Raw genomic sequence first — 23114 nt, 5'->3', positions numbered from 1 at the left:
ATTGGCCATAAATCACAAATACAATTTTTTTGCTGTTATCATTTAATTCACGAAGATAAATGAGTTTTTAAAAAATCAAGTTTGGCTGTATCATTGATTTCTGCACCACAACAATATGTCCACCCGAAATGCAATTCGGGTAACTAATTCTTATATACCATGTCCGGTCTCTTAGTAAACAATGATTAAAATCAGCTTCAAGCAGGGAACTATTCTTATAAAAGGTAACATAAGAGTTCCTAACTCTGTGTGGGACGAAAGGAGCGGAAGCTTCAGGGCTCCGGCAATGTACTACAAAGACATAATCAATTACCTGAAAGATTCAGGAATTGATTTTGAAGACTCGGTTCTTGACCTTCTTCCATGTCCCGACCTTGCAGCAGCTTACGAAGCTTCAGGAAAAAAACTGAAGTTAAGGGATTACCAGGCTGAAGCTCTTATTTCCTGGGGGGAAAACGAGAAACGAGGAGTACTAGTCCTGCCTACCGGAAGCGGAAAAACACTTACGGGTATCCGGGCAATAGCCGGCTGCAATACCCCTGCTCTTGTTATCGTTCCTACTCTTGACCTGCTTGAACAATGGAAAAATGAGCTTGAAAAAGCATTTTCAATAGAAATAGGTAAACTCGGGGGCGGAGAAAAGAAAATTCTGCCGATAACGGTTTCCACTTACGATTCTGCTTATATTCACGCCGAAACACTTGGTAACAGGTTCGGACTCATCATTTTTGATGAAGTTCACCACCTGCCTGCAGCCGGTTATAGAAGCATTGCCGAGTTTTCCGCAGCCCCATGCAGGCTCGGGCTTACAGCCACGTATGAAAGGGAAGACGGCCTGCATACCGAACTCAACCGGCTTGTAGGGGGAAATGTCTATGAAAAAAAGGTCTCGGAACTTGCAGGCGGACACCTTGCACCTTATACGATAAAAAGGATTGCTGTGTCGCTCACCGATGAAGAACAGGAAGAATACGATAGGGACTATTCCGTATTTCTTGACTACCTCAGAAAAACCGGAATGATAATGAGAGGCACGCAGGACTTCCAGAAACTGGTTATGAAAAGCGGGAGAGACCCTGAAGCCAGAAAAGCCCTGCTTGCAAGAAATTCAGCAAGAGACCTGGCATTTAATAGCAGTGCAAAAATCGAGAAACTTAGGGAAATCCTGTCGCAGCACAGAGAAGACAGGATATTCATCTTCACGGAACACAACCGGCTTGTGCACCGGATATCCAGCACCTTTCTTATTCCCGCGATTACTTACAGAACCCCTTCCAGAGAAAGAAGTTCCATTCTCGAAAAATTCAGGCAGGGAAGCTACAGGGCTGTTGTTACCTCAAAGGTGCTTGACGAAGGAATCGATGTTCCTGAGGCAAATGTAGGTATCATAGCAAGCGGGACAGGCAGCAAACGGGCATATGTCCAGCGCCTTGGAAGGATCCTGAGGAAAAAAGAAGGAAAGGAAGCCGTGCTATACGAGATAATCGCTGCAGAAACCACGGAAACAGGAACTGCAAAAAGAAGAAAAGAAGCTGTTTCAAACCGAAAAGAATCTCGGAAGGCAGAAAAAGAAAGCTTTGCAAGCCAGAAAGGGGATTCTCATGCTAACATCTGACCTCCTGATGACCCGCATCTCCGGAGGCAAAATCAGACCGGCATATGCAGCTCTGGACTCCGAGAACCTTGAACTTGCCGAACTCCTTATCGGGACTTTCAGGCAACACGTTGGAAAGACTTACGGAGCCCTCCTTGCAGAACTTGAAGGTTATGAAGAGATGAACTACCGATTTATCCGGGGTCTTTCCCAGCTTCTTGGAAGGCGGGCTGTAGTCGAGACCTCCTCGGCTGTTGACCCATCAAAAGCCAGGGAATCTGTCTTTGAAGCCTGTGAAGGGATGGCTATTTTTCCGGAAGAAAGAGAAGAGGCATTACAGAAAGCTGCGAAAAACCTCTCGGTTTCCGTTCCAGAGCTGGAAAAATCTCTATGGGCAGACCTTGAGGAGAACCAGGTCCTTAAAGAATTCAACCCTCCTGCGCCTTCAGAACTCCTCAGGCAGTATAATATCTCCCTGACCCAGACCCTGCTCTTCCGTGCCATTGACCTCGATATCTGGATTACAGGAGATTTTCAGAGAATCCTTTGGAAAATTCTAAGGTCAGGGCTTATGTATTCCCTTGAGGATGCACAGGAAGAAGCTGGAAAAAAAGAAAGTCCAGGAAAAAGAAATCTAACAAAAGAAAGTCAAATAAAAGAAAATTCAAGAAAAGAAAGTTCAAGAAAAGAAAGCATAAGAAAAGAAAGTCAAATAAAAGAAAGTAAAAGAAATAATGAAACTGAAGAAACTGGAAAATTAAAAAATGTTCACCTTCATCTTGACGGACCGGCGTCTCTTTTCAGGATGTCGGAACGGTATGGAAATTCTTTTGCAAAACTCTTTCCGATTCTCCTGAAATCAAAGAGCTGGAAGTTGAAGGCAGGCATTCTGTACAAAGGATATCAGGGGAAGAGAATCCTCGAATTTTCCCTTGATGGCTCTGAAGAAGCTTTCAGGTTCGTACCTGAGGCAGCTGGCTATTCCGAAAGCCTCTCTCCTGGCCTTCAGCTCGCCGAAGAAAAAGAAGGATACAGGCTAGAAACAGGAATAGGGATCGAAGATGAGGGCAGACCTATAGAAAAAGAAGCCGGGACCGTGGAAGCAGAAACAGCTGTTGAAGGTGAAGCTTTTGATAGCACTTTTGAACAACAGTTTGCAAGCCTGAGTTTCGGGGGCTGGGAAGTAAAAAGGGAGCCGACAATTCTAAAAGCAGGCAGGTTCGCTTTTGTTCCGGATTTTTCCCTCCAGAAAAACGGGATAAAGGTTTATGCAGAAATTGTCGGCTTCTGGACTCCTGAATACCTCAAAAAGAAGATAGAGAAACTGAAAGATGTAAAAGAACCTGTTATTCTCCTGATTAACAGGAAGCTCAGGTGCTCCGAAAAGGATTTTCCTGCTCAGGATGTGATTTTCTTTGACAGGAAGATTCCTGCAAATGAGGTCACTCAGGTTCTCAGAAAATACGAAGAAAAAAGGCTTGCAGAAGACAGATCAAAACTGCATGAAATAGAGATTCCCCTTTCAGGAGAACTTATCAGCCTTGAAAAAATAGCAGCTGAGAAAGGAGTTATGCCTGAGGCCTTAAAAGAAGTGCTTGCAGAAAAATTTACGGGAACCCGGGGATCTGAAAAATACAGAGATTATGTGCTTCTTGAAAATTACTTAATCCACAGGCAGCTGCTTGAGCGAATTAATCTTGAGCTTGAAAAGCCAGGAGCTGTGAAGACATATTCTGATGCAGTAAAAGTTTTTGAGGGTTACGGGCTGGACAGCAGTCTCTATTATCCTGTGCTCGAATACCTGGGGTATAAGGTTATATGGGCAGGGCTGAGTGAAGAGAGTGCAAAAGTTAAGAAGGCTTGAAAGTATTATTAGGCCCAGGCTAAAACTGTTATTGGAGCCCGTAATGTTTTATGTTCCAGTTCGCCATTGCCTGAATTTTCTTAATTTCCTCTTTTTCCTCTTCCCCGTCTTCCATTGTGAAGAGGTGTTTGAAGCGCTCCTGGGCTCTGAGATATTCCTCGACCGGTCTGGCATCTTTTATTCTTCTGACCTGCGTGATTTCTCAGTTCTCTATGCTCTACACTTGATAAATAAATTTTGATTGATTAATTGAGTAAAATGGATTCTATAGTCGATTGTCATCTGAACCAAAATTGATTTCAAATAAGAATAAATGAATTCCACCCTGGCTGGAATCGATATTTCGCCAATTAAAGAACAGGAAGAAGAGCTGGCGCGAGTTCACTTCAGCCCCATATTATAAAGGGCGTCAGTGGCACTCGCATTGAACAGCGGTAAATTTCATACCTCAATTCCGTCCAGTTTAACAATAAAGTTTACCTCGACTTTTGAAATATTGAGGTTAGTTTCAAGATCATTTTCGTATTCAATAAGCAACTTCTTTATGGCAGTTTCTAACGAGTGTTTTAAGTCAGTTACGGTTTCATCCATCAATATCGTTTTTTCAGCTTCAGTCAGGTTAGAAAGAGTCATCTGTCCCACTCCAAGTAAATTTGATTATATTTGTTTCAACCCTGTTGGTTAAATTACCGTGTTTAACTTTTGTTTTCAAATTCCGTTTTTTATTTCTGTTTTTAACTTCTGTTTTAACTTCTGTTTTAATTTCCGTTTTTAGCTTCTGTTTTTGTAAGATATGTAAGTTTGAAATTATTCTGAAACGCAAGCATTTCTTGCAGGCATGAAAATGAACGCGTTTTGTAGCCCGCATCCTTCTGGCATTTCAGTGTCCACCAGTGCCTGCTGTAAGAGCTGTAATTAACCGAAACTTTTTCTGAACCCAAATGATCAAAATTATCCCCCGATAAATCACTGGTCACATTATTGTTTAATGGTATTATGTTTTATCAATAGTATAATTGATATAGTTGTATAAATACTTATTCTGTGTAAAATGGGTATCAAAGGGCTTTATTCCTTAAAAATTAGAAGAAAAATTTAAATAATAGAACATTTTTAAAACTTATGAAGTTATAAAAAATATATCTCAGTTGGCAGATTTACTATTTTAAAAAAATGTATATAATATGAAACGAAAAATAATTTCCACAATTTTTATTATTTTTTCGTAAGAATTCATTTCTATTTAATTATATTAAGCATGAGGGGTAAATTTTCTGGAAATTCTAATATTCTCAAACAAAAAATAAAAAGATAGTTGCTTAAATATGTAATTGCCCTGTCGCGCTATAGAACATGGCCTCTTAGAAGGGCATTTATTCATGCAAACAGATAGAAACATATGCAGATCGAGATACTGGGATGCGAGTCCTTTGGAGCAAGATCTCTTGCCTGTGCTGTAAAAACCAGGGAAAGGAAGATTCTTATCGACCCGGGAGTTGCCCTTGCCCGCCTGCGTTACGGTTTGCTTCCTCACCCTGTTGAGGTTGCAGCCGCTTTCAGGATCAGGAGGAAAATTCTTGCAGAATTTGAAGGCGCAACAGACATAGTTGTCAGCCACTACCATGGGGATCACATGCCCATGAAAGCAGAAGACCCGTATCAACTGCCAGTAGAAGCTCTTCCCCCTTTAAAAGGGATAAGGTTCTGGTGCAAAGGCCCGGAAAAAATTTCGGGATTATCTGCACGCAGGAGAGAAGAATTCTCTCGTTTTCTTGGATATACTCTTCCTGCTTCCGAAGGTGCCAGTTCTGGCAATATTAGTTTTTCTGCCCCTGCCCCGCACGGGACCAGAAATAAAGGGTTTGGCACGGTAATGATGACACGGATTTCAGAAGGAGACGAAGTGTTTGTCCACAGTTCGGATATCCAGCTCCTGGACAGGGAAACAGTGATGGAGATACTTTCCTGGAACCCGACAGTCGTTTTTGCTTCTGGCCCTCCGCTTTATCTCTCTCACCATGTTCCCGAAGCTTCAAAAGAGGCGTCAGAAAATGCCCTTCTTTTGGCTGAAAACGTTGAAACTCTCATCCTGGACCATCATCTCCTCAGGTCTTTTGAAGGCTACAGGTGGTTGAAAGAGCTCGCAGGAAAGGTTGAAAACACAGTCCTGTCTGCTGCAGAGTTCATGGGAAAAGAGCCGGAACTGCTTGAGGCGCAGAGAAAAATTCTATATGATAAAGTGCCTGTGCCCATGGACTGGCACGAAGCTTATGCAAAGGGAGAGGCAGGGTTTGAGGAATATCTTTTGTGACAGGAGGTTTTTTATTAATTTAAAAGTTCTTAAGAATCATAAAAGTCTTTCCTATTTTTTCTATTTCTTATTTTCTATTTCTTATTTTCTATTTCTTATTTTCTATTTCTTATTTTCTATTTCTTAAGAATTTCTTTACTGTGTACTTATGTAACCCTCAATATCCTTGATCTGCTCAGAGTTCTGCTCATAATAATCATAGAGTTCTTTGCCCCAGGCAAGAGCACCGGGCTCAAAACATATTACAAACCTTCGGTCAAAGGTACCTTCTTTCGGGAAAAGAGCTATTCCCATAAAATTGTCTGCTGCCACAATAGTAGGTGTTTTTTCACAGTCTTTACAGACTATGATCTTTGTGTTTTCCATTTTCAAAAACTGTTCTGTTTGTTCCCTGTAGTCATCTTCAGCCCATCTTTTAAGGATTGGCTCGGGAAGAACCAAAGACACTGACGTACCCTTTTTTGCAAGCCCAAGGTAAAAAGAGGGAAAAAGAGGATGGAAATAAGAAATCAAAGTCTCGAACCTTCCGGATTTTTCAGCATTCTCTACATATTCCGGGATCATTTCAAACATATTTTCTATTTTGGGTTCAACTGTAATGCAGTGCCCAAGCTCCCCTATGCGGCGGAGGAGAAAAGGTGGGATTTTGCTTACATCTCTGTCAGCCCAGTAGTCTGTATTTTCTTCCAGCACGGAAAGAGTATCCAGCAGAGGCTTCATTTTATCAGCTATAATTTTTCCTATCTCACTGAGCCTGTAGGTATCCTTATCCTGAACTACAAGGTGTTTTTCTTTCAGCATTTTTATCTGAGGCTGGACTGAGGTTGCACTTGCTTTAAGGGCTTTTTTAATTGTATTCATGTCTTTTGGTCCTTCAAGCAAAAGAAGAATTACATTCTTTCTTTTTTCAGACAAGAAAATCAGGTCAAGTAAAGAATCTTCCATATTATGCACCTCAACTGGTCGAAATAATTCTCTCTGTATTTGCACCATATAACAGGTTGAAATATAGACCAGATATAATATTCAAGCTTAACCTGCAATCGAGTTACAGGTTAGAAGTGTTTTTTGCATTTGAAATTTATAGTTTAAATCTTTAGCATTTATCCTGAACCTTTTTATTACAAACAGGGCAATTGAACAGAACATATCCAGAGTATAAAGTATCTATTGGAATATTTTATAACACCATTATTATTAATTGTAAATATATTTTCTTCTATCATATACATATCGTTCGCTTAAGTAGCTTTTTTTCTTACAATTTCTCTTTGTTCAGGTGAGCTTTCAGGGTAATCGGATGCCTCTTGAAGAAAGAAATTTATCAGATTCAATTGTATTGCATTGCTTTAATATCTTATATCTTTGCATTTTTGCATGCTGGGGGGTCTCTTCCAGAGCCGTAAAGAATCTCAATAGATTTCCGAATGGCTCAAAAAGAGAAAACAAAGAAAAATAGGCAAAACAGGAAAAGTTGAAAAGAATGAAGGGATGCAGAAAAACCTGTTGCAGGAAATAAAAGCCTGTTCTGGGAAATGTCGGTTATTTTCAGGTTTTGATCTTTTCGGTTACGTCCTCGATAATGCCCTGGAAATTTGTCACCTGACCCTCCTGATTGCGCTGGATAAAGGTTTTTTCTTCAACCCAGCGGACCTCTCCGGTCTGTGTCAGGATGCGGTACTGGCGTTCAAATTCCTTTCCGCCTTCTTCACAGTTTTCTTCGAGTTCGAGTTCCACAAGAAGAAGGTCTTCAGGATGGATAATTTTCCCATAAAGGACCCTTCCCGAGATAAAATCTTCCGGAGCATACCCGAACTGCCGGACATTTTCTGACACATAGAGCGTGGGCCAGTATTTTTCTGCTTTCCAGAGAAAAACTACCACAGAACTGTTATTAATTACTGTTTCGAGTGCTCTCTGACGCTCTAGCAGGGCTTTTTGTTTTTCCATGAGGGCTTTCTGGCTCTCGAGGGCGTCGCGCAATGCTACCTCATTTTTGATTTCGGAAGTAACATCCCTGACTATACCCTGGAAATTAACCACATTTCCTTTCTCATCGCGCTGGATAAAGGTTTTTTCTTCAACCCAGCAGATCTCTCCCTTGCCTGTAATAATCCTGTATCTATTGACAAAATCATCTTTTCCTATTTCACAGCACCTGGTAAGTTCTTTTCTTACCTTATCTATATCCTCAGAATGAACGATATTCGCATACATTATCCTGCCTGTAAGGAAATCCTCTGCACTGTACCCCAGCTGGCTTACGTTTTCCGAGACATATTTGGCAGGCCAGTCCTCTTCCGGAGTCCAGAGAAAAGCCATTACAGGGCTGTTATTTATTACAGTTTCCAGAATTCGCTGCCTTTCGAGTACTTCATCAAGAAGCGTTTCGTCGCTTTCAGCTACCTGATTAAATCCCATAGTATCCCTTATCCTCCAGAGCTTTTCAGATTCCAGAACTCTTATGGAACGGTAAAAATGTATTTATAAAACCCTCAAGCAATATACAATATATTTTGACATCTTATAAATTAATCCTTTTTTCACAGGAGGAATGTTCTGGATTCTGAGGCCTCAGCAAAAAATTTGGAAGATACTGAAAACGCAGAAGCAGAAGAATCTTCAGAGGACAGAGATGGTGTAGTCCTGAGAGCCAGAGAAGAATATGGAAGATACTTTGGGATCTGCGGGTCATACCATCATTTGAAAGCCTGCCTCTGCAAATATTGTCCTTCCTATCCAGGCGGCTCAGGTATGTTTTGTGCCAGGGGGGGCATAATCCAGGGAGAGGAGAAAAAAGAGGACTGCCTGTGTGAAACCTGTGAGCTCTTTAAAAAGTTTGGGCTTGAAGATACCTGTTTCTGTCAGCTCAAGAAAAAAAAGGATATTCCTGAAAAAATCCATGCTCATCCGGATATCTGCACGGATTTTCAGACAAGTGTCGGGACAATTAGAGTCTGTGTACTGGGCGAACAGAACATACACTCAAAGTAAGCATGTGCACTCAAAATAAGTATGAGTTATTTTAAGTCATATCTTACTTTTAAGTGTTGTCTTTTAAAGATGGGCTCCGAATCAACTTTTAAGGATTCAGGTGCACTTTTGAGCTTATGAGATGCTCTCAACTAAATTCCCTTTTTCACCCTGCTTTTGATTATCCTGTTTTGCTGGCGTTAAAAATTTTGCCACTATTGAAAAGACCAATCTTTTAATCCTTTACCAGGGACCCTTTCCTTTTCCCTGTTATCTGTACAGCGCACTGGAGAAGTTCCGGCACCATACCATTAAGAAAAAACACCATAGGCTGGGCTATATAATTTTGCATATATAATACATGCAATCAATCAGGCTTCAGTCACATAATCAATGCTGAAGGGACCCTGACGATAATTGGAGGTTAAAAATGGCAACTAAAGAAGAAGTGATTCACGAGCTTTCAGACGCAGTAATTTCCTGTAAAAAAGATGCAGTACTTGCTGCGGTTGAGAAAGCAAAGCAGATCATGGAGCCTGCAGAAATTATTGAAAAAGGGCTTTCTGCCGGCATGAACCAGGTGGGAGTTCTGTTTGAGAGAGGGAAACTTTTCCTGCCGCATGTGATGATGGCAGCCGATGCAATGACTTCAGGAGTAAAAGCCCTTGAAGCGGATATGCCTGCAGGAACAGAGACAAAGAAACTGGGAGTTATTGTAAACGGCACAGTGGAAGGAGACGTGCACGATATAGGCAAGTCAATCGTCTCAACCATGCTGCAGTCTGCCGGCTTTGAGGTTTATGATATAGGCAGGGACGTTCCCATAAAGAACTTTGTCGAGAAGGCAAAGGAAGTCAATGCAAACATGATAGGGATTTCCGCACTCATGACCACAACCCTTCAGGGCCAGAGGGAAGTTATCGAGCTTCTTAAAGAAGAAGGAATCCGCAACCGTGTTAAAGTTATGGTAGGCGGTGCCCCTGCAACCCAGGCCTGGGCTGACAAAATAGGCGCGGACTGCTATGCAGAAAATGCAAGCGAAGCCGTGGCAAAGGCAAAAGAACTGCTGCTCTGAACCCCATACTTCAGTCCAACCATTTATGGTTTAAATTTAGCAGTTTAATCTTCCTTTTCAGTTATCCAGGTTTATTTATCAGTTCAGGCAACCTTATTTGACCAGTGGTGACAAAAATGGCAACCGAATATGCTTTAAGAATGGGAGACGGGAAAAGGATCTTCCTTACTAAAGAGAAGATCATGGAGGAACTTGAGGCAGGAATGGCGAATGCCTCAGACCTCGGAGAAATTCCTGATCTTAGTGCCGATGAGATCGACAAGCTTGCGGAAATCCTTATGATGCCCGGAAAAACTGTCAGTGTTGAACACGGCATGGAAGTTCCGGTAACACACGATATAGGGACTCTGAGGCTTGACGGCGACCAGGGCAACAGCGGTGTAGGCATTCCTTCCAGCCGCCTTGTCGGCTGCATGATGCACGAGAGGGCATTTGGCGCAGACACTATGGAGCTTGGTCACATTGACTACAGTTTCAAGCCCGTGAAACCCGTAGTTTCAAACGAGTGCCAGGCAATGGAAGTGTGCCAGCAGAACATGATCATCCCGCTCTTTTACGGCGCAATGCCGAACATGGGATTGTATTATACCCCTGACGGACCTTTCGAGAACCCCGGAGACCTTATGAAGGCTTTCAAGATTCAGGAAGCCTGGGAATCGATGGAACACGCAGCCGAGCACCTTACAAGGGACACTGTATGGGTTATGCAGAAACTCTTTGCTTCCGGCGCAGATGGTGTTAACTTCGACACAACTGCAGCTGCAGGAGACGCTGACATGTACGGAACCCTGCACGCAATCCAGGCTCTCAGAAAAGAGTTCCCTGACATGTACATAGAAGCAGGAATGGCAGGAGAATGCGTACTTGGTATGCACGGTAACCTCCAGTATGACGGAGTCACCCTTGCGGGTCTCTGGCCCCACCAGCAGGCTCCTCTTGTTGCAAAAGCAGGAGCAAACGTTTTCGGCCCTGTGTGCAACACAAACACAAGCAAGACCTCTCCCTGGAACCTTGCACGCGCTGTCAACTTCATGAAGGCGGCTGTTAAGGCTTCTCCAATTCCCTGCCACGTAGATATGGGAATGGGAGTCGGCGGAATCCCAATGCTTGAAACTCCTCCGATTGATGCCGTTACAAGGGCAAGCAAGGCAATGGTCGAGATTGCAGGCGTAGACGGCATATAGGTCGGGGTCGGCGACCCTCTGGGTATGCCGATCTCCCATATAATGGCTTCAGGTATGACAGGGATGAGAGCAGCAGGAGACCTTGTAGCAAGGATGCAGTTCTCAAAGAACATGCGCATTGCAGAAGCTAAAGAATACGTGGCAAAGAAACTTAATGTCGATACAATGGACCTTGCTGACGAGCATGTCATGCGCGAACTCCGTGAGGAGCTCGATATTGGAGTTATCACATCAGTACCGGGTGCTGCAAAAGGCATTGCTGCAAAGATGAATATCGAGAAACTGCTCGATATTAAGATTAATTCCTGCAATCTCTTCAGGAAACAGACCAGATAAACAGACGGTAGAACCGAATTCGCATAAAAGAGTCTATAATTAAGGAAGAAATCAGGGCCTCATCTCCTCTGAATTTTTAAGGATCAGAGGCGGTTATTCAGGGACTGTTGCATAGAAAAACTGCAGCGTCTTCCCTTATGGCTCCTGATTTCTTCTGAACATCTATCCATTTTTTTCTGCTTGCGGGTTCTGCAGGCATATTTTCTGCAGGAGCTGTGCGAATCGTCAGGCTATGCCAATAGATAATCAATGGAGTGAGCAAAATGAGTGATGATAATAATGAATCTGGAGGGCTTCAGCGTACAATTGACTGGAAGCAGGGGCTTGCAATCGCCCTTGGTGTACCTGTGCTGATCCTCCCCTCTATCGGCTACTTTGCAAGCTATGTCTGGGCTTTTGCAATTATAGTGTGGGCGCTCTCCGTTTTCCAGGGCTTCATGCAGAACTTTGCCTACGGAGAGCTTGCAACGATGTTTCCAAAGGCTTCCGGATTGCCAGGATATGCCCAGAGCGTGTTCGGAGCAAATGGAGGGAAAAAGAAATATGACAAGAGCAAGCTGCTTGGAGGTTTCAGCGCATGGAGCTACTGGTTTGCCTGGAACCCTGTGCTTGCTATCTTTTCAATCCTTATAGGAAGCTACCTTAAAGGGCTTGTCCCGGCATTTGCAGGAGTTCCTGACATTGCCATATACCTTGCTTCCGGCGCGACTGTGTTTTTGTTCCTTATCCTTGTAAACTACCGAGGGCTCTCAGGAGGGGCAACGCTTGGATATATCCTTGCGGTTCTTTCGCTTGCCCCGCTTATAATTATCTCCCTTGCACCTTTCGTAACAGGGCACTTCGAAATGAGCAATATCACAGGCGCCTGGCTTCCGACTGATTGGAACTGGGACGTACAGCACATCCTTATCCTGCTAGGGCTTTTTGCAATGGCACAGTGGAGTGCATGTGCGTGGGAAACTGCGGCTATTTACGGGCCCGAGTACAAGCAGCCTAAATCCGATGTACCCAAAGCCCTCTTTATCTGCGGGGCTATCTGTCTTGTGACCTTCATTCTTGTCCAGGCGGCCTGTACCGGGACCCTGGGCGTCGAAGGAATCCTGGCAGAGCCGTTCTCTCCAATGCTCCCCATGGCTCAGATTACCCTTGGTTCAATTGGAGGAGCCCTGACAATACTCATGCTGATTGCAGCAATGGTCCTTATCATCCAGACCGCTTTCCTGGGAGCCTCAAGGGCTATGTTCTCCATGGCTGAAGAGGGTAACCTGCCTGAGTTCTTTGGGAAGATGAACCATCACGGAACCCCGGTTAATGCTATGATCGTCATTGCCCTCTTTAACATGGGTTTTATCTTCCTGGGAACTCCTGCAGCCATCCTTGCAGCCTCTGCAATAGGATATGTCTGTGCTAACGGGATCAGCCTTTTTGCATACGTGAAAGCAAAATTCGATCCCCGCTTCTCAACACTTGAAAGGCCATTCAAAGCACCCGGGGGCTGGCAGTATGTTGCTGCTTTCTTCGGGTTCTTTAATCTTCCTCTGTGCCTGATAGGGATTATTTATCTCAACAGCCTTGAGGTGGGCTGGACTTCCACAATAGTCGGCTTCCTTGTGCTTGCCCTTTATATCCCTCTCTGGTTCTATTCCCAGAAAGAGAATATATCGAGGTTGAGAAAAAGAAAAGTTGCAGTAAATGAAACCTCATCGGTATAAGCATTCATCGGTATAAGCATTAAATGAGATGCAGGAGCAACTCCTGCAATTTTTTATTTATTCTTTCTTTATTTTTATAGGGGTACTTTTAAGTAGTTTTTAAATATTAAAGTGCCCATAAAATTTATTCATTAAAGCCCGATTGTACCTGTTTTTTCAGACATAAATATATGGAAAACTGCTTATTCCCTTTACAGCCAGCTAAAATTGAGAGGAAACCGGTGAGGATTGGAATGCTCAGCAACACCCCTTTAAGAACAAAAATGATTATTTATACCGTGCTTGGGGTCTTTATGATTCTTACGGCATCCACAGCTGTGATCATTTCAACGGTCACGACCCAGGAAGAAAAACTGGCATACCAGCAGTCGGTTGAAATGGCCTCCAATTATGCAAATCAGTTCGATGCGGATATGAAAGCCAATTTTGCCATTGCAAAGACAATTTCCACCACAATGGAAAGCTATGAAACCGCAGACAGGGAGGAAGCTCTTCTTATTCTGGAAAACCTGCTCCGCGATAATCCTCATCTCCTCGGTACTTATGTGGCTTTTGAGCCCGATTCCTTTGATGGGAAAGACTCGGAATACGTAAATACACCAGCTCATGATGAAACTGGAAGGTTCGTTCCTTACTGGAATAAAATGAACGGGACCGTTGCAGTTGCTCCTCTGCTTCACTATGATACCTCGGATTACTATCAGCTCCCGAAGTCTATGGAGGAAGATGTGCTTACAGAACCTTACTTTTATGAAGGAGTGTTCATGGTTAGCTATGTCTCCCCAATCATGAAAGACGGAAAATTCGCAGGGATAGGAGGCGTGGATGTTTCTCTCGATTATGTGGATGAGGAAGTAAGCGAAGTCAGGACTTTTGATACTGGATATGCCTTTATGGTAAGCAATACCGGTGTTCTTCTCTCCCATCCCACGCATAAGGAATGGATAGGAGAAAAGAATCTTCATGATTTTGGAGGAGAGAATCTCGAAAAAGCCACTGTTGACATAAAAAATGGCGTTAGCGGGCACCTTGAAACGATAGACCCTACCACAGGAAAAAACGTAATTCTCTTCTACGAGCCCGTTGAAACGGGAGATTTTTCTTTCGTGCTGGTTGTCCCCAAAGAGGAAATGCTTGCCGGAGTAACTGACCTGAGAGACAGGCTTCTTATTATCTCTGCAATTTCAATCCTGTTCATGGCTGCCCTTGCCTATATGATTGCCAGGTCCGTAACCGAGCCAATTAACAGAATCGTAAAGGACTTTAAGAGCATTGCAGAAGGTGCTGTTAAAGGGGAGCTTGGAGTAAGGGCTGATACGGATGTAGAAATCGATTTCCAGGAAATTCCTAAAGGCCTGAATGAAATCCTTAGCGCTGTGGTTATCCCTATCCGGGAGACTATGAGAGTTACCAATGCCCTTGCAAAAGGGGAATTAAAAGAAAGAGTCAAAGTAGATGTGCAGGGAGAATTCAGGGAGCTTGAAGATACACTTGACAAGTTTTCCGAGACCCTTAATATAATTATCGATGATTCAAATGCTGTTCTTACAGCTTTCCGGCATAATAATTTCAAGAGATCAATTCAGATACAGGGGCAGGGAGATTTTAAGCTTCTTACCGATGGAATCGAAGAAACGCGCCTGGTGCTTGACAGGGTTACAACCCAGAGGAGAGAAGCAGAAAAAGCTCTTCTCGAATATGCCAGGAAGCTTGAGCACTCAAACAAATTGAAAGAAGAGCTTGAGAGCATAATTAATAGCAGCCCTGTTATTGTCTTTTTGTGGAAATATGAAGAAGGCTGGCCAATAGAATTTGTCTCGGAAAACGTTACAAGGCTCGGATATAAGGTAGAAGATTTTACTTCAAGAAGAATTCTTTACGGGGACATTGTCTATCCTGAAGACCTGGAACAGGTAGAGTTCGAACTTGCAAGGAATGTTGAATCAGGGTCTGAGGATTACAGCTCAGAATACAGGATAATTACCAGGTCCGGAGAAGTCCGCTGGGTGGATGAAAGGACTTTTATCCAGAGAGATGAAAGTGGGGAAATCCACCTGCAGGGGATTATTCTGGACATAACAGAGCATAAAAAAGCCGAAGAAGCTCTCCTTCAAATGGAGGAAATCCGTAAAAAAGAGATCCACCACAGAATTAAAAATAACCTTCAGGTAATCTCAACCCTTCTCTACCTTGAGGCTGGAAATTTCAATGATGAAAAGGTAATCGAGGCTTTCAGGGACAGCCAGCATAGAGTCAAGTCTATGGCTCTTGTTCATGAAAAACTCTACCAGTCAGAAGATATGATCAGTGTGGACTTTGCAGACTACATCCAGAACCTTGCTAATTACCTTTTCGGTGCTTATTCCATAGGTAATAAAGATATAAGTCTGAAACTTGATGTTGATAAGGTTTTTCTTGGGATGGACACTGCTGTTCCTCTGGGTATTATAATCAATGAACTCGTTTCAAATGCCCTCAAACATGCCTTTTCTGAAAGGGAAAGCGGCGAGATCTGCATTTGTCTCAAAAAAGAAGAGAAAGAAAATTGTTTTTCACTCACTGTTAAAGACAACGGCAGGGGCTTACCTGAAGATATCGATTTCCGTGAAACCGATTCTCTTGGCTTGCAGCTTGTAACTAACCTTGTGGACCAGATCGAAGGAAGCATTGGACTCAATACGACGGATGAAGGAACCGAATTCAGGATAAGGTTCAGGGAATTAAAGTACAGACAGAAAATATGAGTTATGCACCGTCATACCTTTTATGGGTTAATGGATTCGACCGGAAAAATACGCTTAAGAGATTAATTAAGCCTGGAATAATTGAATTAAACAAACCTGGTATAATTGAATTAAACAAATCTGGAATAATAAAATTAATTGAACATGGTATAATAAAATTAAATAAACATGGCATATGTGACCATAAAAACTGACACAGCTGTCGGCCGTATTATGTTCACGCCGGATCTTTCCCACATATCTTCTGTCTCACATTTATTTCTATTTTGAATTCGGTACCTCTATCTCTTTTTAGATGGATTTCACCTTCCAGCTGACCTATCAGGATGTTTACTAACTGGAGACCAAGTGTATCCGAATTCTCCAAATCAATATTTTCAGGAATGCCAATTCCATTGTCCGAAATAATAAGGGTATATCCGGCTTCTTTGATGAGTTTTCCACACCTGGCATCTCTGGTGAGTTTTCCATCCACATTACCCGGCTTATTCCCATCTCTGCTTTTAAAAAGTTTAATTTGAATTTTTCCTTTGCTTCTGCCCGGAAATGCGTATTTTAGAGAATTGGAAACAAGTTCGTTAACAACCAGGCCTAAAGGAACTGCAGTGTCCATATCAAAAAAAACGTTTTCTTCAAGATCCATGTTTAAACTGATCTCAGTGTCTCCAAGGCTGTATGTCTTGAGGAGATTTTTAACAAGTCTCTCAAGGTAGGGTGAAAAATTCAGTGTGTCTATTTCTCCGCCTTCATGCAGCTCCTCGTGAATAAGGGACATGGATATAACCCTATCCTGGCTAACCCTGAAGGCTTCAAGGATTTCGGAATCCTCGACAGGTCCCTTATTAATAAACTGTTCAGCCTGAAGGTCAAGTAAGGAAGATATTACCTGCAAATTATTCTTTATCCTGTGGTGAATTTCCTTTTTGCGGGCACTTTCGATTTTTGTAATGATTTCTTCATTCTTCTTCTGCTCGGTCAGGTCTGTAACTACAAGACACCATGCATCGGGAGCTTCTTTAACCTGTAATGAGCTGATGGACAGGTAAACAGGCAGGCTTGCTTTTTCCTCAGTCTGAAGATTGATTTCCGCTTTTCCTCTCTCCTTTTCAAGGAGTATTCTGAAAGCACTTATATTTTCAGGGGCAATGAATCGATAAATGGAATTACCTATTATGGCGTGCAGAGGCATTTTTAGGATTTCTGCAAAATGTGGGTTACAGTAAAGGATAGTGCCATCACATGCCAGAGTAGCAGTTCCTTCATTCATTGTTTCTACAAGAACCCGGTATGCATAGTCTGCACTGTCCAGAGTGAAAATTAACTCTCCCCCGGGCCCGGGTACTACAAGCGCGTCCAGATCTCCTTCACTGATTGCACGTTTGAGTTCTTCGGCTTCCTCCAGATGCGCTTTCAGGCTCTTAACTTCGTCTCGGAGAGTTTGATTCTCATCCAGAAGTGCCTCATAAGATGCAGGCTTCCGGTTTTTTACCAGTTTAGAACTCATATCAATAACGCTCTTCCAAACTCCAGTTACATACATTGCTTCCAGGCAGTTTGCTCTTTATTAATTTTGAGCTTCCGGCATATAAAAAGGAATTCCATCCGTATATCCGATCTTCTTTAGACGGTGGGAAGTTTCAGGAAATTGATATTCAGATCTGTACTTCCTGTCAGCTGCTTATAGACCCCTTTAATTCGTAATTTATGACCGATCCGCGTAAAGAATAAGGAAGTTTATAAAGCCTTTATCTGGCAGAAAGGCAGACGTGAATCCCCTAACACATCGAAATTCCACCGGTACAGGAACTGAACGACACATATCATATTGCATATCATATTGCATATCATATTGTATATCATATTGTATATCATATTGTATATCGTATTGTATATCATATTGTATGTCATATTGCTAATTGATATACCGATCTGCTTAAGAGTTTTAATGTTATTTTTACAAATAAAATACAAAATATAATATAAAATATAATATATTTTCCCTGTATTTACCTGTTCTTTCCTCACAACAGTCTATTCGAATATCTCAAAGGACCTTATCGAAGTCCTGATAAATGATATTTAGATTCTTTTTAAACACCTGATGTTTCTCAGAACTCCTGCGTCAGCGTCTCCATTTTAAATTCATCATGCGTTTTTAATTATCTCTTCTTCAAACATTTTTAAAAAGTTGTCTTATTCCGAGGGGAGTTTTCGAATTCGGAAGAACTATTTGTAACTTATATAATTAAGTAATTATTTATATGATTATTATAATTTTAAGATTGGAGTAAATCCGCAAAACATGGGGAAGGTGAAAAGGTATGAGAGCAAGTGCAAGCAGTATCCAGGATGTATTCAGAAGCATACAGTTTCCAGCGAGAAAAGAGCAGATTATCGAGCAGGTCAGAAAACAGAATGCTTCCAGTGATATAATTGAAGATTTACAGATGCTTCCTGATAGGGAATATGAGTCAGCTGATTCTCTAATTCAGGCCATAGAATCTTCCAGCCAAACTGCCGGCGGCGGAGGAGGAAAAAGCCAGAGTTTCGGTGGAACCGGAACAGGAGGATCAGGCGGAGGCGGATCATCATCTGGAGGAGGCAGCCAGTCTTTTGGAGGAAGAGGGGGAACATAAATCCCTTATTTTTTTACGCAGGAATAATGAAGTTATCAGGAAATTGTCAGTATTACAAATAAAAGTGAGCTAAGTTTCGTTTCTTAAAATCGGGTGACTACAACCGTCCAGTCCTTTCAAAATCTTAAAAAAGTATATTTCAGAACAGTACTTTTATCTGTCTTACAACTCTTTTTTTGAAAATTCATAACTTTTCAGGTTTCGTACAATACTCGAAGAAATTGCTATTCCCATGCAGGTGTCCAGCATTATTGAAGACATAAAACCTATTACTTTCCCTGTCTGCAAGATCGGAGAACCACTATCTCCCGGCTCTGGCATATTGTAACACTGGAAGCCCAGAAAAAGCAGTGAAGACCCGGCATTAACCACCCTGCAATTGATAGAATGGATATCGTTAACGAGCTTAGCTCGTTCCAGTTCAGCTGCGCTGCCAAGTTCAGTGATCTCGAATACACATGAGAGAGGGAGCTCTACCAGAGCCAGATCAAAATATTTCAAAATGCTCGTAACGGTGAGTTTTGTTCCGTCAACTGTTAAATGGTCTCCTTCCCCATGACGAAACACATGAGAAACCGTGACCATATAAGGCAAGCCTTTGAGTGAGATTACAGCGCCGATAGTACAGCGTTCCCCCATATAGAAAAAAGGACCACCTGACTTTATCATAAGCTATCATCCTGATGTCCGTTCGATAATGGCTTCTGGATACGGTTCTAAATTAAATTGTGCTTTAATTATATTTAACAATATATTTAATCAAAATTTGTATATTGCCTGCCAGGACAAAGAAAAAGCAGGTTCTGTTAATTCAAATTCGGGACCTGTAAGGTTATTTCAGGAAAAAGAAAAGAGCATTGAATGGGTATTTAAAATCTTGCAAAAAAACGAAGTAAAACCGGGCTGATTTCAGCAAATTATACGGGAAAACAAGTTACAAATTTTTACAGTATCAATTTTTCTTATTTTTCAGGCGCATAATAAAGAACAATTTTTCCATGACCCTGCTCTTTTCCCCTGCTGAGGTATTGATTCTATTTATGAATTTTATATGTCTTTTGTACAAAAATTACTGTCCATTTCATTGACTTCCTTATCCTTTTTGTCTTCCTTGTCTTCTTTGTCTTTTTTGTCTTCCTTGTCTTCTTTGTCTTCCTTGTCTTCCTTGTCTTCCTTGACTAATCTGACTAGCCTGACTAGCTTGACTACCTTGACTACCTTGAATTTATCTATTTTTTAAAGCACAGCTGGATTGAAACACTTTAAGCGTGCAGCTACTTAGTTATAAATATTTGAACGATATAGATTATCTGTTAGATTTATTGTATACAGTTGCTGTATACAGTTGAAAGTTGGATAAACTCACAAAATCAGACTCCAAAATCAGACTCCAAAATCAGACTATATACTTATCTAAAGTGCATGTCCTTTCACAAGAACGCTTTTGAGAAGGTTATAGTCCAAAAAAGGCGCAGAGGAGGCTTTAATTCAACATGTAATGGAAAACGGTTGATTCTATTAATTAAAGAGGTCTGATCCGATGAAATCTCATAAGTTTGATCCATATCTAAAATATGGGCTATTTTTCATGTTTATGATCGGTCTTGCTGGTACAGCGTGTGCAGATGCAAACCGGCCTGTTTACTATAACTGGTATGAGGACACTGAAAATACTGTAATTGATAATTCCGGACACGGAAACAATGGTATAAATTACGGAAGTGCAACCTTTACTTTGCCGACCGGCCAAACAGCAAGATATTTTAACGGGCATAACAGGATTACAATACCTGAAAACAAGCAGCTGGCATACACTGATCCGCATATCACATTCGGGGTGTTTTTCCGTTACGATTCCAGCAATCCGGCTGACTGTACATACCTGGTTTCCAGGAGTAATAACATATGCAGGCTCAGCATTGACCATACCGATTCGAAGATAAAATATGAAATTTGTGCGGATGGTCATACTATTTCCGGCTGCAGTGAATGTCAGGTGGAGCCTGATGAGGATTATGAAGCTGCTGTAACATATGACGGTTCTCACGTTCAACTGTATATCAATGGAATTGCCAGCGGAAAGGGCGTGGATTATACGGCAACCTCTTTAGGTTCAGATAATAACACAAATGGCTGGACAATAGGATCATCCCCTGATTCTGAATACGGGCTTTACGGAACAATATATTCATTTTACATATACGACAGGGCACTGAGTTCATCCGAAATCCTGGACCTGTATGTGAACGATATCCACAGCATAAGAGATTCAAACAGGCCAGGAGGCATTGCCCTATCATGGGATGATACAGGGAATATTGATACCTGCTACAGGCATCTGGATATATTCCGGAAATATAACGCTACATGCACCATGAATGTAAACAAAATAAGCAACCGTGAAATTCCAGCAGAGACCCTTGTGAATGAACTGGATGAACTTCATTCGGCAGGATGGGAAATAGCCGGGCATGGATACAATCACATTAATTCAAGATTATTTCTAATAAACAACACTTCTGAAGAGTGGCTGGACCAGGAAGTATTCCCTAACATTGTAGAAATTACCAGTTACGGTTATCCTGTATATACCCTTACATACCCTTTTTCGGACAGGCACCCAGCCAGTGATGCAATACTGGCTCCTTACTTCCGGACACTCAGAACCGGAATCCCAAATTATGGTCAAAGCATAAATCAAACACCTCTGGCTTATTATGATTGGGACGGCTCCAGGCTTCTTTACGGGGTTGAAATTGATGAAAGTAGAGGTGTTAGCCTGGAGAGCATAGAATACGGAATCGATTACGCAATAGCAACAGGTAACGTACTGGTGTTGTATGGGCATACAATTACTCCAAACGTTACTGCAGAATACCAGACTTCAACAGCGAGACTGGAAGCGATACTGAATTATACCTATCAGCACGGCGGCGCATTTTATAATATGGGGGATCTGGGAAATCCGTCGTGGGTGAGGCCTGCCAGGTTCTCTGATGCGACTGCAAATTTCACAGTTTCTGCAAATCATTTATTTGCCGGGAAAAATGTGACTTTTACGGATTACAGCACCAACCAGACCACAGAATCGCTCGATTTCGGGGACGGTTCACCTGTCAGCAGTACGGCAAATGTCAATCATACATACATAACACCAGGAATTTATACTGCTAACCTGACGGTAACAAATGACGTTTCCAACGATTCGATGCTTCAGACAATCAATGTTGTTGAGCCGGCAATTCCGATTGCCAATTTCACCAGCAATTGCACAACTGGACATCAGCCGCTGAGTATAGCATTCGAGGACACGTCAACCGGAGTTAGAACATCCTGGATATGGGACTTTGGGGACGGAAATATCTCAATGATCCAGAATCCAGAACATGAGTATTCTGCTACCGGAAGTTATTCTGTTACGCTGACCGTGGCAAACGATGAAGGATCAAACCAGACTCAAAAAGAAAATTATATTACAGTACTGCCCCAGCCTCCATCGGCTGATTTCTACTCAGATGTAACATCAGGGGATGCTCCCTTAAAGGTTCAGTTTTGCGACACCAGTACCGGAGCTCCGAGTTCCTGGAACTGGGACTTCGGAGACGGAGATACTTCTACAGAGAAGAACCCGGTGCATACTTATTACAAAGACGGAACCTTTAAGGTCAATCTCGCAGTGTGTAACGCAGGGGGAACTTCTTCAAAAACAGCCACAATAACCGTAGATAAGGAAAGCAATGGAGGCGGTGGAGGCGGAGGTGCAGGCGGTTCACCTGAGCCCGCAGAAAACGTTAAGGTTAAAGAACTTTCTCAGGCCTTCGTTGCAAATGGGAACCATGTAAAGTTTGATTTTTCAAAGAACGTTACCGATGTTGTTTATTTAAGCTTTGATGCCGGAAAGACTGCCGGAAAGACCACAACCATTGTTGAGATGCTGAAAAATCAATCCATTCTTACACCTGAAGCGCCAGAGGGAGAAGTTTACAGTTTTCTGAACATATGGGTTGGAAACAGTGGTTATGCAACTGAAAAAAATATCGAGAATGCGATAGTATGCTTCAGGGTCAAAAAATCCTGGATAGAAGATAAAAATATTGCCCGGTCTTCGGTTATCCTGAACAGGTACAGTGATAAAAAATGGAATGAACTTCCGACTTATCTGCTGGGAGAAGATAACAGGTATCTGTACTTTACATCAGAGACTCAGGGATTCTCTCAATTTGCAATTACGGCAAAAAGGACTGTAATCGAAATACTGCCTGAAAATGGAGAACCCGAACAGAACGGAAATATTGAACCATATCCCGGAGAGGAGTTTAATAAAACAGATAAAGAGATTTCCCGAAAAGAAAAGTTCAGTATGCCCGGGTTTAAAACGGTCTTCTGTATTTTTGGGTTGCTTGGAATGTACCTATTTAAAAGAAAATCAAATTAAATAAATGGTTAGATAGAAGGGATAATAACCTTTTGTCTCCCTTTTACCATTTTTTAGTCCTTGCGGATTCCATGCGATTAATTCAGCAGGTAAATCTCTTACCATAAAACATATAGAAATTTGCCATCTAACATTAAGGCTTACTAACTCAATTTATTAAACATAGTATAGACGTACATTCCAATGATTTTTTAAAATATTTTAATTTATTTTACTCTCACTTTAGCTGTTTATTCTCAATACGACTGGA

General features: G+C 42.0%; 17 protein-coding genes and 2 pseudogenes. 12 read left to right on the top strand and 7 right to left on the bottom strand.

Annotated elements, in window-relative coordinates:
* The first annotated feature begins 181 nt into the window (after positions 1-181).
* Together RSJ42_RS07390 and RSJ42_RS07385 are read left to right on the top strand one after the other, a co-directional pair.
* Positions 182-1615 carry a DEAD/DEAH box helicase gene (locus RSJ42_RS07390; protein ID WP_410509935.1) on the top strand — a complete coding sequence of 478 codons (1434 nt, stop codon included), beginning with the start codon at positions 182-184 and terminating at the stop codon, positions 1613-1615.
* Positions 1602-3458 carry a DUF790 family protein gene (locus RSJ42_RS07385; RefSeq protein ID WP_410509934.1) on the top strand — a complete coding sequence of 619 codons (1857 nt, stop codon included), beginning with the start codon at positions 1602-1604 and terminating at the stop codon, positions 3456-3458. Before RSJ42_RS07390 ends, RSJ42_RS07385 begins: the two co-directional genes overlap by 14 nt.
* A gap of 28 nt (positions 3459-3486) precedes the next feature.
* On the opposite strand, the pseudogene RSJ42_RS07380 reads toward RSJ42_RS07385, so the two are convergent.
* From RSJ42_RS07380 to RSJ42_RS07370, 3 genes and pseudogenes are all read right to left on the bottom strand, one after another.
* Positions 3487-3660: pseudogene (locus RSJ42_RS07380) on the bottom strand (pyruvate ferredoxin oxidoreductase); the annotation flags it as partial.
* 239 nt (positions 3661-3899) lie between these two features.
* On the bottom strand, positions 3900-4091 hold the full coding sequence (locus RSJ42_RS07375) for a hypothetical protein (protein WP_410510335.1): 192 nt from the start codon (positions 4089-4091) through the stop codon (positions 3900-3902).
* 125 nt (positions 4092-4216) lie between these two features.
* Positions 4217-4399: a hypothetical protein gene (locus RSJ42_RS07370; RefSeq protein ID WP_410509933.1), complete on the bottom strand. Its 183-nt coding sequence runs from the start codon at positions 4397-4399 to the stop codon at positions 4217-4219.
* 458 nt (positions 4400-4857) lie between these two features.
* Between RSJ42_RS07370 and RSJ42_RS07365 the strand changes: the two genes are divergently transcribed.
* A complete protein-coding gene (locus tag RSJ42_RS07365) occupies positions 4858-5769 on the top strand; it encodes an MBL fold metallo-hydrolase (RefSeq protein WP_410509932.1) in 912 nt (303 codons plus the stop codon).
* Positions 5770-5904: 135 nt separating this feature from the next.
* Here the strand turns inward: RSJ42_RS07365 and RSJ42_RS07360 are convergent, their stop codons facing one another.
* Together RSJ42_RS07360 and RSJ42_RS07355 are read right to left on the bottom strand one after the other, a co-directional pair.
* Positions 5905-6714, bottom strand: a complete 810-nt coding sequence (locus RSJ42_RS07360; protein WP_410509931.1) for a helix-turn-helix transcriptional regulator — start codon at positions 6712-6714, stop codon at positions 5905-5907.
* Positions 6715-7317: 603 nt separating this feature from the next.
* A complete protein-coding gene (locus RSJ42_RS07355; protein ID WP_410509930.1) occupies positions 7318-8190 on the bottom strand; it encodes a PAS domain-containing protein in 873 nt (290 codons plus the stop codon).
* A 165-nt stretch (positions 8191-8355) separates the two neighbouring features.
* On the opposite strand from RSJ42_RS07355, the gene RSJ42_RS07350 reads away from it, so the two are divergent.
* The 6 genes and pseudogenes from RSJ42_RS07350 (at position 8356) to RSJ42_RS07325 (ending at position 15987) form a co-directional block, all read left to right on the top strand.
* Positions 8356-8763 carry a DUF2769 domain-containing protein gene (locus RSJ42_RS07350; RefSeq protein ID WP_410509929.1) on the top strand — a complete coding sequence of 136 codons (408 nt, stop codon included), beginning with the start codon at positions 8356-8358 and terminating at the stop codon, positions 8761-8763.
* Positions 8764-9172: 409 nt separating this feature from the next.
* Complete coding sequence (gene mtbC / locus RSJ42_RS07345; protein WP_410509928.1) at positions 9173-9817, top strand: dimethylamine corrinoid protein MtbC; 645 nt, start codon at positions 9173-9175, stop codon at positions 9815-9817.
* 116 nt (positions 9818-9933) lie between these two features.
* Positions 9934-11337, top strand: a pseudogene (gene mtbB / locus RSJ42_RS07340) ([dimethylamine--corrinoid protein] Co-methyltransferase).
* Positions 11338-11600: 263 nt separating this feature from the next.
* On the top strand, positions 11601-13049 hold the full coding sequence (locus RSJ42_RS07335; protein ID WP_410509927.1) for an APC family permease: 1449 nt from the start codon (positions 11601-11603) through the stop codon (positions 13047-13049).
* Between the two features lie 233 nt (positions 13050-13282).
* A complete protein-coding gene (locus tag RSJ42_RS07330; RefSeq protein ID WP_410509926.1) occupies positions 13283-15793 on the top strand; it encodes a histidine kinase dimerization/phosphoacceptor domain -containing protein in 2511 nt (836 codons plus the stop codon).
* A complete protein-coding gene (locus tag RSJ42_RS07325) occupies positions 15790-15987 on the top strand; it encodes a hypothetical protein (protein WP_410509925.1) in 198 nt (65 codons plus the stop codon). The genes RSJ42_RS07330 and RSJ42_RS07325 overlap by 4 nt, the downstream gene beginning before the upstream one ends.
* Before the next feature lie 23 nt (positions 15988-16010).
* Here RSJ42_RS07325 and RSJ42_RS07320 read toward each other — a convergent pair whose 3' ends face one another.
* Positions 16011-17297, bottom strand: coding sequence for a histidine kinase dimerization/phosphoacceptor domain -containing protein (locus RSJ42_RS07320; RefSeq protein WP_410509924.1), 1287 nt, complete (start codon positions 17295-17297; stop codon positions 16011-16013).
* A gap of 817 nt (positions 17298-18114) precedes the next feature.
* On the opposite strand from RSJ42_RS07320, the gene RSJ42_RS07315 reads away from it, so the two are divergent.
* The gene (locus RSJ42_RS07315) at positions 18115-18429 is read left to right on the top strand and encodes a DUF2795 domain-containing protein (RefSeq protein WP_410509923.1); all 315 of its coding nucleotides are present in this window, start codon (positions 18115-18117) and stop codon (positions 18427-18429) included.
* 162 nt (positions 18430-18591) lie between these two features.
* On the opposite strand, the gene RSJ42_RS07310 is transcribed toward RSJ42_RS07315, so the two are convergent.
* Positions 18592-19098 carry a serine protease gene (locus tag RSJ42_RS07310; protein ID WP_410509922.1) on the bottom strand — a complete coding sequence of 169 codons (507 nt, stop codon included), beginning with the start codon at positions 19096-19098 and terminating at the stop codon, positions 18592-18594.
* Between the two features lie 28 nt (positions 19099-19126).
* Between RSJ42_RS07310 and RSJ42_RS07305 the strand changes: the two genes are divergently transcribed.
* Positions 19127-19336, top strand: coding sequence for a hypothetical protein (locus RSJ42_RS07305; RefSeq protein WP_410509921.1), 210 nt, complete (start codon positions 19127-19129; stop codon positions 19334-19336).
* Positions 19337-19969: 633 nt separating this feature from the next.
* Positions 19970-22864, top strand: a complete 2895-nt coding sequence (locus tag RSJ42_RS07300; protein ID WP_410509920.1) for a PGF-pre-PGF domain-containing protein — start codon at positions 19970-19972, stop codon at positions 22862-22864.
* Positions 22865-23114 lie beyond the last annotated feature (250 nt).

The sequence above is a fragment of the Methanosarcina hadiensis genome, assembly GCF_046529725.1.
Taxonomy (GTDB): domain Archaea; phylum Halobacteriota; class Methanosarcinia; order Methanosarcinales; family Methanosarcinaceae; genus Methanosarcina; species Methanosarcina hadiensis.
Note: the sequence above shows the minus strand (reverse complement) of the source record. Positions and strands in the feature narration are given on the sequence as shown.